The organism is Micromonospora sp. NPDC004704, from assembly GCF_053601675.1.
Map to the genome: position 1 here is coordinate 304973 of NZ_JBSGCD010000003.1, position 14753 is coordinate 319725.

Genomic DNA, 14753 nt, shown 5'->3' on the forward strand with positions numbered 1-14753 from the left:
ACCGGTCAGCCGCGCGGCGCGTACATGATGATCGCGACGCCGACCAGGCAGATCGCTGCGCCGGTGAGGTCGTAGCGGTCCGGGCGGAACCTGTCCACGATGACACCCCAGGCGAGCGACCCGGCGACGAACACCCCGCCGTACGCGGCCAGCACCCGACCGAAGTTCGGGTCCGGTTGGAAGGCGGCGACGAAGCCGTACCCGGCCAACGCCAGGATCCCGGCGGCGACGAAAAGCAGTCCGCGGTGCTCCCGTACGCCCTGCCAGACCAGCCACGCGCCACCGATCTCGGCGACGGCGGCGAGCAGGAACAGCAGCAGCGATCGGACGACGGTCACGGCTGCCATTGTCGGCCAGGCGGCCCGCGGACGGCGGTGGGGCTCCCCGAGACGGGGCCGGAAACGGCGGTGGGGCTCCCCGCGACGCGACGTGCGCGACGTGGGGAGCCCCACCTGTCCCGGCGAACATCAGCCAGGGACCGGGGAAGCGATGGTCAGCCGGTGACCGTGAACGGGACGGTGACCGTCGACTGGCGGCCGTCGGCGGCGGTCGCGTTGACCCGTACCGTCGTCGCCGCGTTGCCGATGGCGTTCCAGACCTCCAGCTTGACGCAACCGTTCGCCAGGGCGGCGAACCCACCGGTGGCGGTCTTCACCCCGGCAGCCTGGGTGTACGTCTCCGTACCGACAACCGGGTCGGTGGCGAAGTAGTTGTACGTCTCCACCCGGCTGTAGTTGCCCGACCCGGTGAAGTCGTACGACACCCGGGCCTGTACCCCCGCGCCGACCGCGCCGCCCGCGTCCACGTGCAGGCTGAACGCGGTCGCACCCGAGTTGTACGCACCGGTCAGCCCGCAGACCGTGTGGACGACCGGGTTGTGCGGGGTGCCGTCCCAGTTGCCGTTGGCGGCCGGGATGGTGGTGGTGGCCGCGCCGGTGCCGGCGCTGCCGGACAGCGCCCCGCCGGAGCGGACGTAGAGCAGGTTCGAGCGGACCACCGGGCCGGTCGGCGTCGGCGTGACGGTCGGCGGCGGGGTCGTCGGCGGCGGTGTTGTTGTCGGAGGGGTCGTCGGCGGGACCGTCGGGGTGCCGGTGGGGTTGCCGATCCCGCCATTGGCGTTGCCGCCGCTCCAGGTGAACGCACCCGTGGTGGCCGTCTTGCCGGCCGCCACGGTCAACGTACGGCCGTCGGAGAAGGTCACCGTGATCGGGTTGCGGGTGATGTTCGACGCCACGTACGTCCGGGCGCCGTTCTTGGTGTAGACCGCGTACAGCGGGGTGTTGGCGGTGACCGTGGTGTCCACCTGCCCCAGTGCGGCCAGGTTGCGCAGCCAGTGGAAGGTGTGCGCCCGGCTCTCACCCTCCTCGATCGCGTACGTCGGGTTGGCCCGGAAGCTGGCCAGCGCGGCGTCCGGCTCGGCCATCGCCCGGAACGACCAGAGGACGTCCTGCCACACCGTTGGTGGACCACCGTTGTTGGTGACCAGCTCGTTCCAGTTGGTGGTGACGTACGCGGGCTTGTAACCGAGGTAGTTCGAGCCACCGGTGATCGGGAGCATGTTGATGCCCTGGATCATCTCCGGCTCACCGGAGAACCAGGTGGCGTACGCGCCACCGTCGCCCCAGACCATGCCGACCGTCTTGTGCGCGAACGCGGCCGGGAAGTTGCTGTCGGCCGAGTCGAACCAGTACTCCTGGATCGCCTGCGCCTGGGTGGTGTAGATGAACAGCCCGGCGTCGCGTACGGCGGTGTTGCCGGTGGCCAGGCCCCACTGGATCAGGGCGGAGGCGAAGTTCATCCCCTCCGAGGAGGACTCCTGGTTGTTGCCGGCCATGAACGAGCCGTGTCCGGAGGCCCAGTCGTGCCCGGCGAAGATGTCGAAGTCCCGCAGGAACGGGAACATCGGGTCGTTGCGGTCCGGGCTGTTCGCGTCCCGGATCAGGAGGTTGACCATGCCGCCGTACTGGCCGGTGGTGGCCCAGGTCGGGTCGAACTTGGCCAGCGTCGCCGCGGCGGCGATGTAGTAGCCGTAGTGGAAGTGGTGGTCGTTGAGTTCCAGGTCGGACCCGTACGAGGCGGGGTAGCCGACGAGCGTGCCCCAGGCCTGGTCGTAGTGGAACACCCGGGCGGTCTTGCCCGGCGAGGCGGTGAACCAGTCGTTGAGCCGGCTCCGGATCGCGTTCAGCAGGAGGTCCCGCTGGGCGGTCCGACCGAGCTGGTCGGCGATCTCGGCGAGCCGGGCGGCGCGACCGAGGCCCTTGCCGGTCCAGTAGGTGTCGTTGCCGAACCCGGCCAGCGGGTCCCCGGTGGCGACCTGGTCCAGGTAGCCGCCGAGGGTGGCGAGGTCGGCCCCGCTGGAGGTGGCGACCGCCGGAATCTCCGGCAGCACCCCCTGGTAGCGGATGTTGGTGCTGAACGACGTCGCGCCGACCAGCGTCTTCATCGGACCACGCGGCGAAATGTACGTCTGGGCGAGCGGAGTGCCCCCGGCCAGGTTCTTCCAGTGGTGCGGGTAGAGGGAGACGACCGTACCGCTGCCGGTGCCCTCGCGGGCGGTGGTGGTGAAGCCGTACGTGGCGGTCACGGTGCTGTTCGAGGCGTTGAAGCCCCACGAGACGCGGGTGCCGGTGACGTGGTTGTGGGCGTACTGGCCGTAGCTGGCCAGCAGGGCGGTGCGGTCGGCGGCCGAGCTGCTCGGGGTGGTCGGCAGGACCGCGACCGAGAAGTAGCCCCGTCCGGCGAGGGTCGAGGTGACCGTGTTGCCGCTGACCGTCCAGGTCGCCCCGGTCGGCGCGTACGCGACGTAGTCGTGCCCGCGTACGGTGAAGCCGAGCCGGCCGGCGGTGTTCGACCAGACGGTCGGGGTGCTGGTCAGGCTGAGCTGGGCGTTACCGCCGGTGGCCTGCGCGTACACGAACGGGAGCCCGTGCCCGACGGTGGCCTTCAGGGTCCGGGTCCCGTCCGACCAGTACGGCGTGACGGTCCAGTCGGTCCAGCCGTCCACCTTGACGTCGGGGGAGTTCAGCCCGGTCACGCCGAGGGTGAAGTCGGCGCTGTAGGTGTAGTGGTACTCGCCGGGTCCGGTCGGTGAGCCGGAGATCCCCGCGGTGGTGGTGTACGAGACCCCGAGCCCGCCGGCAACCGGGTCGTACGACGCCGGGTGCGCGTGCAGCGGCTCGGAGTACGCGCAGTCGAGGCGCTTGAACAGCAGCGAGGACCACCAGTCGTTGGTGGGGACCGCGCCGGCCGGTGCGTTGGCGGTGACGTACCGCCGGGGGTTGGTGGAGAGGTCGGCGCAGCCGGACGGCGGTGCCGCCCCGGCCGGTCGGGTGGTGGCGTAGCTGCCGGCGCCGAGCGGGTCGGCGCCCGCACCGCCGGCTATGGCGAAGGTGAGCCCACTGGCCACGAGCGCGACTGTCGCGCTGGCGGCCAGGAGTCGGCGGCGGAGGTTCTGGTGGGCCGGTCGCGGCCGGGTGTCCGGTTGGCCGCCGTCGTCGGGTACGACGTGGCGGAGGGACAGGTTCATGGTGCCTCCGGTCGGGGGACGGTCGTGCGCCCAAGGTTTCGCGCACATTAAGGGGGCGTTGCGTCAGAGCATCAGAGATGGTGGCTGCTGTCAATGTCTTGCCCCGTTCTTTGCGGGAGTACCGGTTCGGTAGGGGATCTCTGTTGACACTGCGCGGTCCGGCGGGCTAACTTTGAGAGAGCGCTCTCACGACCCCGCCGAGCGAGGTGGGAGCCTCGCTCGGCGGGTTACTCAGAGCTAGTGAAAGAGCGCTCTCTGCCATGCGCCCCACTTCACGGGATGTGCCTGGGGCGCTATTCGCCGTGTACGGAGAACGCATTCTTGCCGCTCATTCTCCTTCGGCAACAAGTGATCCGAAAAACCTTTCGAAAAACTGTTATCGGATCACTCGCCGCCGGTCGCCGTGGTCGTCGCCGGTGCCACTCGGGCGTGGTCAGTGCCGGTCGGTCGTGGTCAGCCGTGTGCGGCTGCCGCCGGTGCGTGCCGCTCCACCGGGTCGACGCGAAGCTGCTCGGGCCGGCGCAGTGCGGTGAGCGTGACAAGGAGGGCGGCGACGAGCAGCCCGGCGCCGACCGTGAAGGCCAGCCGGTAGCCGCCGGTCAGCGCCACAGCCTCGCTCGCGCCCCCGCCCAGCAACCCGTCCGTACGGGTGGCCGCGAGGGTGGAGAGCACGGCGACCCCCAACGCCATGCCGAGCTGCTGGGTGGTGTTGAACAGTCCGGAGGCGAGCCCGGCGTTGTCGTCGCCCGCACCCGACATGCCGAGCGCGGTCAACGCCGGCAGGGCGAGCCCAAACCCCGAGGCGAGCGGCATCACCGGAAGCAGGTCGGTGACGTAGTCGGCGTGCACCGGGATCCGGCTCAGCCAGCCGAGCATCCCGATCAGCAGCAGGATGCCGGCCACCAGCACGTTCCGTTCGCCGAACCGGCGGTTGAGCCGGGCGGAGACACCGAGCGAGACCGCACCGATGACGGTCGCCGCCGGGAGCATCGCCAGGCCGGTCGCCGCGGCGCCGTACCCGCGTACCCTCTGGAGGTAGAGGGCGACCAGGATCTGGAACGAGAAGAGTGCCGCCACCATCAGTACCTGGACCAGGTTCGCCCCGGAAACGGCACGCGACCGGAAGATCCGCAACGGCATGAGCGGGTGACGCGCGGTCGCCTGGCGGACCACGAATCCGGCGAGCAGGGCGGCGGCGAGCGCACCGGAGCCGAGCGTACGGATCGAGGTCCACCCGTACGTGTCGACCTTGACGACGGTGAAGATGCCGAGCATCAGCCCGGCGGTGACCAGTACGGCACCGATGGCGTCGGCACCCGCGCCCAGCCCGAGCCCACGGTCGGCCGGCAGCACCCGCAGGGCGACCGCGAGCGCGGCGAGCCCGATCGGGAGGTTGATGAAGAAGATCCAGTGCCAGCTCAGCGAGTCGGTGAGCAGGCCGCCGAGCACCGAGCCGATCGAGGCCCCGGCGGCACCGGTGAAGCTGAAGACCGCGATCGCCCTGCCCCGTTCGGCGGGCTCGACGAAGAGCGTCACCAGGATGCCGAGGCTGACCGAGGCGCTCATCGCACTGCCGACGCCCTGGCCGAACCGGGCCGCGATCAGCACCCCGGGTGAGGTGGCCACGCCGGCCAGCAGCGAGGCCACGGTGAAGACCGCGATCCCGGCGAGGAACAGGCGCCTGCGCCCGACCAGGTCGCCCAGCCGTCCGGCCAGCAGCAGCAGGCTGCCGAAGGGGACCAGGTAGGCGTTGACCACCCAGCTCAGGTCGGTCGGGGAGAAGCCCAGGTCGGCCTGGATCGCCGGCATCGCCACGGTGACGATGCTGCCGTCGAGGATGACCATCAGCATCCCGGTGGCGATGACCCCGAGGGCCAGCCAGCGGGTTCGGGTGGGGGGAGTGGACACGTCGGTCCTCCTGTCGTACGGACGTACTCGTACCGGTGACAGGAGGACCGTAGCAGATAGTTTTGTTAGAGACGATCTGTTAGTGAGCTAGTTCTTGGTCATGCCGCGGGCTAGTTGCCGCGCTGGCGGGCTCGGCGTACCGGTTGGGGGTGCTCGACCGGGCTGGCCAGATGCCCGGTGACCAGGCGGTTCAGGGCGCGCAGGAAGACCTTGCGCTCGTCGGCCGGAAGGGCGCCCAGTGCCTCCTCGTGTAGCCGGTCGACGATCCGCTGACTCTGCTCGGCCACCCGCGCGCCCTCAGGGGTGACCGCGATGATCCGGGCCCGCCGGTCGGTGGCGGAGGCCCGGCGCTCGGCCAGGCCGGCCTTCTCCAGCGCGTCGACCGTCACCACCATCGTGGTCTTGTCCATGTCGCCCAGCTCGGCGAGCTGGATCTGGGTCCGCTCCTCCGCCAAGGCGTGCACCAGCACGCAGTGCATCCGCGCGGTGAGCCCGATCTCGGCGAGTGCCGCCGCCATCCGGGTCCGCAGCACATGGCTGGTGTGGTCCAGCAGGAACGACAGATCCGGTTCGGTCCGGGTCGGTGCCATCGCGGTCATGCCGACCAGCATAGCCAACTCGATCCGTGGCAGATCATCCAATAACAGACTTATTGGGGGTCCGGTCGTCGCGGCGCATGCGGGCGGTCGACCGGACCAGGGCGGTCAGGCGGGCGGGCCGAAGGACAGGGCGAGGCGGACCGCGGCGTCGCGTACCGGGGTGAACCGGCGGGCCTGGGCGACCCGGCCGACCCGGTGCGAGAGCCGGGCCAACCGCTGGGTCGGCCCGCGGCGCAGGTTGTCGTACTCGGCCAGGCCGGCGGCGATCGAGGATCCGCCGATCAGGCACCGCCCGAGCGTCACCGCGTCGACCAGCGCCTCCCCGGCACCCCGCCCCAGGTCGGGGGTCATCGCGTGGGCCGCGTCGCCGATCAGGACCACGTTCCCGTCGAGGTAAGTCGGTAGCGACGGGGCGAGATGGTAGAGGTCGTGGCGGAGGATCTCCGCGGGTCGGAGCCGGCTCAACACCTGCCGTACGCCCGCGTGCCAGTCACCGAACCTGGCCCGCAGTGCCGCCAACTCGCCCTCCGGGGAGCGTCCACCGGGCGGGGTCAGGGCGCTCGCGTACCAGTTGGTCCGGCCGTCCTCGCGCGGGGTGATGCCGAAGCGCTGCCCGCGACCCCAGGTTTCGTTCACCGAGTCGGTCGCCCCGTCCACGGTGCCCCGCCAGGCGGTGGCGCCCACGTACCGGGCCGCGCTGCCCGGACCGAAGATCGCGGTACGGGTACGGCTGAACACCCCGTCGGCCGCCACCACCACGTCGAACCCGGTCCGGTACGCGGCCAGGTCGGTCACCGGGCTGTCGAAGCTGACCGTTCCGGGCGCGAGTGCCCCGGCGAGCAGCCCGAGCAGGGCCGGACGGGAGATCAGGTAGACCGAGTCGCCGCTGCGTCGGGCCATCGCGCCCACGTCCAGGCGGGCGATCCGGGTGCCGTCCGGACGCAGGAAGTTGCCGTGGTGCTGCCGGGCGCCGCGCTGGCGTACCTCCTCGCCGAGCCCGAGTACGTCGAGCGCACGCAGCGATTCCGGCCACATCCCGAGCGCGGTGCCCGTGCCGACGAGGGTGGGTGCCTTCTCGGAGACCCGTACCGTCCAGCCGGCCCGTTGCAACATGATCGCTGTCGCCAGTCCGCCGATTCCGCCGCCGATGATGCCCGCTCGCTGTGTCATGACCGGACCGTACTACGGCTGTAGTGGACTGTCACTACGGTTGTAGTGAAATTGACTACGCGTGTAGTCCGTTAGGGTGAGCGGATGTCGTCCCGGCAGGACCAACTCACCGACGCCGCCATCCGGGTACTCGGCGGACAGGGGCTGCGCCAGCTCACCCACCGGGCCGTCGACGCCGAGGCCGGGCTGCCCGCCGGTTCCGCGTCCAACCACTTCCGTACGCGCGACGCGCTGCTCACCGGCGTGGTCGCCCGCCTGGCCGCCCTGGACCGGGCGGACTGGCAGGGGATGACCGGGGCGGTCCACCCCGCCGACCTCGACGAACTGGCCCGGTTGCTCGGCGATTTCGTCCGGACGGCGGTCGGTGCGGGGCGGCTGCGTACCGTCGCCCGTCTCGCCCTCTGCCTGGACGCCGCGGTCCGCCCGCAGTTGCAGGCCGACCTCGGACAGGGCAACGCGGATCTGGTCCGCTGGGGGGCGCCCTGGCTGCGCGCGGTCGGCTCACCGGACCCGGAACGTCACTGCCGGCTGATGCTGGACCACATGGACGGCGTGATCATGCACCAGCTCGCCTTCCCCGACCCGGACTTCGACCCCACCCCCGGCCTGCGCCTCCTGCTCGGCGCCATCGCGCCCCCCGCCGTCACCCACACCTGATCCACCGTCGATGGTGGGCGCGGGCCTGACCGGCCCGGTCACCGCCACCGTCGGCGGTGGGCGCGGCCCGACCGGACCGTGCCCGCCGGCATCCGGTACGGATCTTCCCGCGCAACTTTCTGTTGCGCCGCCGCCCCCGGCCGGTCTCCTGATCAGGAGGGGCGGTTGGTTCCCTCCCCGGCCGACCCGGTTCCGAGCCGACCCGGTCCGAGGCGAGCGGAGGAACCACCATGCGGGTTGCGGGAACCGCCGGTCCGGATGTCTGACCTCCGTACCCCCGGCCGCCACAGCACCGAAGCCGCAGCGACCGACCGTCAGTCACCCGAGCGGGAACACGAGCCGGTCCCGGCGCGGGAGTACACCGTCCCCCGGCAGCGCACCGGACACCGCCCCACCCTGCCCGGTCGCTCCGACCGCTCCGACCGCTCCGACCGCTCCGACCGCTCCGACCGCTCCGACCGCTCCGACCCGGCGACCCGTCGGAACCGCCCCGGACCGTCGAACCAGGCCGCTGGTGCCTCCGTCCCCGCTGGTGCCTCCGTCCCCGCCGACCGGCGCCGCCCGTCGGCTGCCGGCGACGGTCGCCGATCACCATTGCCCGACGATGACGACTCACTGCCCCTCGCCGTCCACCGCTCACCGTCTCCAGCCGCCCACGGCTCGCCACCTCCAGGCGCCTACGGCTCGACGTCTGCGGTGGCCCATGGTTCACCTTTTCCACTCGCCCACGGCTCGCCGTCTGCGGTGGCCTACGGCTCGCCTTTCCCAGCCGGTGGCCGATCGCGGTCCCGGGTCGGGCGCCCCGAACCGGAGTCCGGTCCGATCACGGGTTGGCGAGGCGGTCACCGTCGGGCGGCCGGTCGCGGGGCGCGGATCGGCTCGATCGGCGCCGTCGTCCTCGGTTGGCTGTTCGTGGTGCTGGTCGCTCCGCAGATCACCCTGGGGCCGGGCTGGCGGTCGTTCGCGCTTTTCTGCCACCTGGCGTGTCTCGTGGTCGGCTTCGGAGCCGTACTCACGGTGGACTGGTTCAGCCTGCGCTGGCTGCTGCGCCGGGAACGGCTCGGCACCGTACTGGGGATGGCGCACGGGGCGCACCTGCTGATCTGGCTGGGGCTGCTGGGGCTGGTCGCCAGCGGTGCGGCACTGCGCCCCGACACCTCGTCCGGGCTGGTGCAGCTCAAGCTGCTCGCCGTACTCGCGGTGGGGATCAACGGGCTGTTCCTCGGCCGCGTACGCGACCGCCTGGTCAGTGCCGGCGATGCCCCCCTGCCCTGGCCCCACCTACTCCCCGGAGCCCTGGCCGCCACAGTCAGCCAACTCGGCTGGTGGACCGCCACCATCATCGGCTTCTGGAACGCCAACCCCTAACCCCACCCCGCCCTCCCCGCCGCCCCGTGGCCCGCCGACGATCTTGCAGTTATGGCGCCCGGATTGTGCAACTGATCCGGTTTTGCGTACAGCCACAACTGCAAGATCGGCGCGCTGGTCGGGGGGACGGGGGAGGGGGTCGGGGGGCGGGGGGTTAGTTCACGGAGAGGTGGACGTGGTTGGTGTGGTTGCTGGAGGGGTCGCCGCCGCCGTTGTAGGCCTTCCAGCCGCTGCCGGGTAGCCAGATCTGCTTGAACCAGATCACGTAGAGCACACCGAGGCGGCTGGCGTTCTTGACGAAGTACGCGGCGAGGTTGTCGCCGTACGTCTTGTCGCCGCCGGTGGCGACCCCGCCGAAGCCGCCCTTTTCCGCCGCGAAGTCGCAGGCCCGGCCCTTCGGGTGTTCACCCGAGCCGCCGGTGCGGTGGCAGGAGACGAAGCGGGTGAAGCCCGCCGCCTTGGCCTGGTTCATCGCGTTCAGGGTGCGCGGGGTGATGCAGCCGGTGGTGGTCGGGTCGTTGACGCTGCACGACTCCTTCGGCCATGAGCCATCCGAGTTGCGCGGTGCGGGCTTGGCCGTGGCGGCGGTGGTGGTGCCGGTGACCCCGGGGCTGGACCCGCCGCTGCCGGCCGCGGCCAGTGCCCGTTCGGCCTGCTGCTTGCGCTTGGCCATGATGTCGAGCTGCTTGCGCTGTTCCCGGATCTCGTTGTCGATCGCCGCCTTGGCCCGAGCCTCCTGGTCGCGTACCTCGATCAGGTTCCGGAGCTGGCGGTCCTCGTTGGCGGCGACCGTGCCCAGGGATGCGGCGCGGTCCAGGAAACCGTCCGGGGAGTTGCTGTTGAGCAGGGCGGTGAGGGGTCCCAGCCGGCCGGTGCGGTACGCCATGCCGGCCAGTTCGCCGACCGTCTGGGTACGGGTGACCAGCTCGGCCTCCAGCGTCCCCAGGTGTGCGGCGAGCTGCTGCTGCCGCTTGGTGGAGTTGTCCAGTGCCGCCTGGGCGTCGAGATAGCCCTTAGCCGCGACGTCGAGTTGCTCCCGGAGGCTGTCGCTGCCGCCCTCGTCGTCGGTGCCGCCGGGTGCGGCGGCGAGTACGGCGGTGCGCGACGGTGCGGGTGCGGCCAGCGCGGCGGCGGGGGTGAAGGCGCTGGCCAGCAGGGTGAGGGTGATCGCGATCGCGGTTCGGACCGCGCGCGGATAGCGGGGTCGTACGGGCGCCAACAATGGCATTCGGTGCACGTCCTTCCGTCAGCCGCCGACCGGGTTAGCTGACGGGTTCGGGACGGAAGATCCCTACCGCTGACGCGGATGCACCCCAATGACGCGATGGTTCCCCGGCTCGCATGTGCGATTAGGCGACGGTCACCGCAGGCGCCGGAGGGCGCCGCCCGGCGGAGACCGGTGCCGAGCCTACCGGCCGGGTCCAGTACGGACAGTGTTGGCGCGTCGGGCTTGCCAAATGAATCGAAGTGATATGCCGGATATAAACTGAAAATTTCACCCGGTCGGGGGACAAAAATTAAGGGCGAGGAAAGCGAAGAGTGGTCGGGTCCCGGTGCCGGTAAGGAGTGGACCCGATAGGGGCCGCCTACCGAAAGCCGGGCCGCCCTGCCGGTGGTGCGTTGCCGGCGACAATCGCGCGGCGTACCCGATCGGGGTTCACCAGTCGGCGGGGCCGCAGTTCTCGGTCGCGCTGCCGGGCTCGACCTGGAGGGTGGCGTGGTTGATGTCGAAGTCGTCGTGCAGTGCCCCTCGGGCGGCGGCCAGCACCGCGCCCACCTCGGCGCCGGCCGACAGGGTCAGGTGTGCCGAGGCGACCTCCATGCCCGAGGTGAGCGTCCAGACGTGCAGGTCGTGCACGTTGGCGACCCCCGGTACGGCACAGAGCCGGGCCGCCACGGTGGGTACGTCGAGGTGCTCCGGCGCGGCCTGCACCAGGATCCGGACCGCGGCTCGGGCCAGTCGCCACGTCCGGGGCAGGATGAACAGGCCGATCGCGACCGCGACCACCGGGTCGGCCCACCACCAACCGGTGTTCGCGATCACCACCGCCGCGACAATGACCCCGGCCGAGCCGAGCGTGTCGCCGAGCGCCTCCAGGTAGGCCCCGCGCAGGTTGATGCTCTCCCGTGCCCCGGCCCGCAGCAGCGCGAAGGCCACCAGGTTGGCCAGCAGACCGAGGATGGCGACCACCAGCATCGGCCCGGCCAGGACGCTCGGGGGGTGGTCCTGGCCGAACCGGCGGGCCGCCTCGACCAGCACGTAGATTGCGACACCGAAGAGGAGCACCGCGTTGGCCAGCGCCGCGAGGACCTCCAGCCGGTAGAGGCCGAAGGTCCGCTGTGGGTCGTCGGTCGCGCGCCGGGTCGCGGTCATCGCCGCCAGCGCCATGCCGATCCCGAGTACGTCGGTGAACATGTGCCCGGCGTCGGAGAGCAGGGCCAGCGAGCCGGTGGCCAGGGCGGCGATCGCCTCGACGATCATGAACACGACGAGCAGCCCGAAGGCGGACCAGAGCCGTCCCCGGTGTCGCTCGGCGGCGCGCATCGACTGCGCGCCGTGGTCATGACCCGCGCCCACGCACACACCCTCCGTCGCCGGTCCCGCTATGGCCCAACATATGCTGATATCGCAATGTGTGCCAGCGGGTTGGCCCGGACCGGCACCGGGGAAACCGGGCCGGCTCAGCCCTCGTTCGCCATGGCCGCCACGATCGGTGCCCGGCTCGCCCGGCGGGCCGGCAGCACCCCGGCCAGCACCGCCGCGCCGCAGGCCAGGCCCGTGCAGAGGGCGAGCTGCCCCACGGGTACGACCGGCAGCCCGTGCCCGTAGCTGCTGATCAGCCCGAGTGCCGCGGTCCAGCCGACCCCCACCCCCAGGGCGATCCCGGCCAGCGCGCCGACCAGCGCGATCAGCGCCGCCTCGGCCAGCAGCAGGCGACCGAGCTGCCGCCGGGACAGCCCCAGCGCCCGGAGGGTCGCCGACTCCCGCGTACGTTCGAACACCGACAGGGAGAGCGTGTTGCTGATGCCGAACAGCGCGATCAGCACCGACATGCCGAGCAGGGCGGCGAAGATGCCGAGCAACTCGTCCAGCGAGGCCGACAACGCGTCCGCCTGGTCGGCCGCGCTGCTCAACCGCACCACCGGGTACGCCCGCAGCAGCCCGTCCAGCGCCTGCCGGCCGGCTGCCGTACCGACGCCCGGGGCCAGGTCGATCAGCAACTGGTTCGCCGCACCGGCCCCGTACGCGGCGGTGAACTGGCCCCACTCGACCAGCGCCGCCCCGCTCGTCGGCGCGTCGTCGTAGAGCGCGACCACGACCAACGAGCCCGACGCGTCCGCGCTGCCGGTGTCGTTCGGGCTGGTGGGAAGGCCGAGCGGGAACCGGTCACCCAGGCCGACGTTGCGGGCCTGCGCCACCCGGCGGTCCACCGCCACCGTGCCGGGCCGCAGGTCGGCCAGGTCACCGTCGGTCACCTCCGGCCGGATCGGCCCGCGCAACTGCTCCGGCGGCACCGACCAGACCCGTACCTGCGGGTCCGCCGGTGCGGGCGCCAACCGCACCTCGGCCACCGTCGCGAACGCCGGGTCGGCCCGGAGTACGCCGGCCAGGTCCGCCGGCAGCGGACCGCGCGTCACCCCCGGTGTGCCGTCGACCCGCGCCCGGTCGAGCACGAAGTCCACCGGGAAGTTCTCGGTCAGCTCCCGACCGGTCTGGTCCCGGGCGGTCTCCAGCAGCACCGCGAACATCGACATCAGCGCCACCCCCACGGTCAGCGCCATGGTGGTCGCGGCGGCCCGGCGCGGGTTGCGCCGCGCGTTCACCACCGCCAGCCGGGCGACCGGTCCGAACAGCCGCCCCGGCAGCCACCCCAGTACGCCCACCGCGCGCGGCACCAGCAGCGGAGCCGCCACCACCGCCCCGAGGAAAACGATCATCCCGCCGCCGAGGACCAGCGGCAGCCCCGGGAAGGCCAGCGGCACCCCGACCACGATCGCCAGCAGGCCCGCCCCGGCCAGCCCGGCGGCGACCAGGACCCGGACCCGCCCGCGCCGACCGGTCGAACCACGCAACTCGGCGGTCGCGCTCTCGTGCAGCGCGGCCAGCGGCGGCACCCGCCCCGCCCCCAGCGCCGGTACGAGCGCCGCCAGCACCGCGACCAGCGTGCCGAAGCCGATCGCCACAGCCACCGTCGGCCACCGCACCACCGGCGCGTGCAGCGGGATGTCGGTGGCAACCAGCTCCCGCCCCCAGATCAGCCCGTACCCGACCAGGAGGCTCATCGCCAGCCCGCCCAGCGACGCCAGCAGACCCAGCGCCAGCGCCTCCAGCAGCACCGCGGTCCCGACCTGCCGGCGGGAGGCGCCGACGCAGCGCAGCAGGCTCAGTTCGCGTACCCGCTGGGCGGCCAGGATGGCGAAGGTGTTGTAGATGACAAACGCCGACACGGTCAGCGAGACCAGCCCGAACCCGATCAGCACCGCCAGGAAACCGTCGACGTACTTGCCGGCCTGCTCGGCGAGCTGGTGCCGGAGCTGGTCGCCGGTGAGCACCGCCAACCGTGGATCGTCGGTCACCCGCGCCACCCGGTCGGCCAGCGTCTCCGGGTCCACATCCGGCTCGGCCCGGATCACCACCTGGGCGTACCGCTGGGTGCCGGTCAACCGGGTCAGGTCGGGTTCGGCCAGGGCCGCCACCGGGGAGCCGCCGAAGAGGCGGTTCACCCCGAGGTCCAGCACCCCGACCAGGGTCAACCGGTGCGGCGTACCGGCCTGGTCGAGCAGGGTCACCGGGGCGCCGAGCGCGAAACCGGTGCCGGCCACCGTGGTCTTGTCCACCGCGACCTCACCGGCCGCCGAGGGCAGCCGCCCCGCCGCCACGTCGTACGGGGCGAGCGACGCCGTACCCGGCAGGGAGAGTCCATAACCGACGTGGCCCTGCTGGGTCAGCAGCCGGCCGTCCCGGTCGAGCAGGCCCAGCCAGGCGATCACCCGACCGTCCACCTCGGCCACCCCGTCGACCGCCCGGATCCGGGCCACCGTCTCGGCCGACACCAGCGTCTCGGCGGGCTCCACCACCACGTCCACGTTCCGGGCCGAACGGGCCAGGTCGTCGTAGAAGGCGGCCCGCGCGGTGTCGCCGTAGACCAGCGTGCCGGCCAGGAAACTGACCCCGACCACCACCGCGAGGGCGGTCAACAGCAGCCGTACGGCATGGGCCCGCAGCCCGGCCACGGCCAGGCGCAGCAGCGGCCAGCTCACCCCGACCAGCGTCCCGTCATCGGCCAATGTTCCGTCACCAGCCCAATGCTCCGTCACCGGCCGCCCGTCCCGCCACGTCCGGACGTCCCGTCCCGCACAGCCGGCCAGCCGGACCGGCCCCTCCGCTGCCCGGTGCCGCTGTGCGGCGCCGCTCTGCTGCCCGGTGCCCCTCCACTGCCCGGTGCCACCTCGCCGTGCGGTGGCGACGGGCGGATCGACCGGGCAACATCGAACGCGGCACACACACCGACATCAGCCGATGC

At 72.0% G+C, this 14753-nt stretch carries 10 protein-coding genes and 1 riboswitch; of the genes, 2 read left to right on the forward strand and 8 right to left on the reverse strand.

Annotated elements, in window-relative coordinates:
- Positions 1-5 precede the first annotated feature (5 nt).
- From ACWEFB_RS05735 to ACWEFB_RS05755, 5 genes are all read right to left on the reverse strand, one after another.
- Entirely contained in the window at positions 6-338 is a 333-nt protein-coding gene (locus tag ACWEFB_RS05735) for a YnfA family protein (RefSeq protein WP_326556479.1), read from the reverse strand.
- 155 nt (positions 339-493) lie between these two features.
- Positions 494-3526, reverse strand: coding sequence for a glycosyl hydrolase (locus tag ACWEFB_RS05740; protein WP_452282570.1), 3033 nt, complete (start codon positions 3524-3526; stop codon positions 494-496).
- A 453-nt stretch (positions 3527-3979) separates the two neighbouring features.
- Complete coding sequence (locus ACWEFB_RS05745) at positions 3980-5434, reverse strand: MFS transporter (protein ID WP_452282572.1); 1455 nt, start codon at positions 5432-5434, stop codon at positions 3980-3982.
- A gap of 110 nt (positions 5435-5544) precedes the next feature.
- Positions 5545-6033 carry a MarR family winged helix-turn-helix transcriptional regulator gene (locus ACWEFB_RS05750; RefSeq protein ID WP_452282574.1) on the reverse strand — a complete coding sequence of 163 codons (489 nt, stop codon included), beginning with the start codon at positions 6031-6033 and terminating at the stop codon, positions 5545-5547.
- A 105-nt stretch (positions 6034-6138) separates the two neighbouring features.
- A complete protein-coding gene (locus ACWEFB_RS05755; protein ID WP_452282576.1) occupies positions 6139-7203 on the reverse strand; it encodes an FAD-dependent monooxygenase in 1065 nt (354 codons plus the stop codon).
- 84 nt (positions 7204-7287) lie between these two features.
- Between ACWEFB_RS05755 and ACWEFB_RS05760 the strand changes: the two genes are divergently transcribed.
- Positions 7288-7860, forward strand: coding sequence for a TetR/AcrR family transcriptional regulator (locus ACWEFB_RS05760; RefSeq protein WP_452282578.1), 573 nt, complete (start codon positions 7288-7290; stop codon positions 7858-7860).
- A 915-nt stretch (positions 7861-8775) separates the two neighbouring features.
- Positions 8776-9228: a hypothetical protein gene (locus tag ACWEFB_RS05765; RefSeq protein ID WP_452282580.1), complete on the forward strand. Its 453-nt coding sequence runs from the start codon at positions 8776-8778 to the stop codon at positions 9226-9228.
- Positions 9229-9382: 154 nt separating this feature from the next.
- Here ACWEFB_RS05765 and ACWEFB_RS05770 read toward each other — a convergent pair whose 3' ends face one another.
- The 3 genes from ACWEFB_RS05770 to ACWEFB_RS05780 all read right to left on the reverse strand — a co-directional run bounded on the left by ACWEFB_RS05770 (position 9383) and on the right by ACWEFB_RS05780 (position 14517).
- Positions 9383-10447: a coiled-coil domain-containing protein gene (locus tag ACWEFB_RS05770; RefSeq protein ID WP_326563197.1), complete on the reverse strand. Its 1065-nt coding sequence runs from the start codon at positions 10445-10447 to the stop codon at positions 9383-9385.
- 16 nt (positions 10448-10463) lie between these two features.
- Positions 10464-10594, reverse strand: a riboswitch (cyclic di-AMP (ydaO/yuaA leader).
- Positions 10595-10885: 291 nt separating this feature from the next.
- Positions 10886-11806 carry a cation diffusion facilitator family transporter gene (locus ACWEFB_RS05775; protein ID WP_452282581.1) on the reverse strand — a complete coding sequence of 307 codons (921 nt, stop codon included), beginning with the start codon at positions 11804-11806 and terminating at the stop codon, positions 10886-10888.
- Between the two features lie 104 nt (positions 11807-11910).
- The gene (locus tag ACWEFB_RS05780; RefSeq protein WP_452282583.1) at positions 11911-14517 is read right to left on the reverse strand and encodes an ABC transporter permease; all 2607 of its coding nucleotides are present in this window, start codon (positions 14515-14517) and stop codon (positions 11911-11913) included.
- Positions 14518-14753 lie beyond the last annotated feature (236 nt).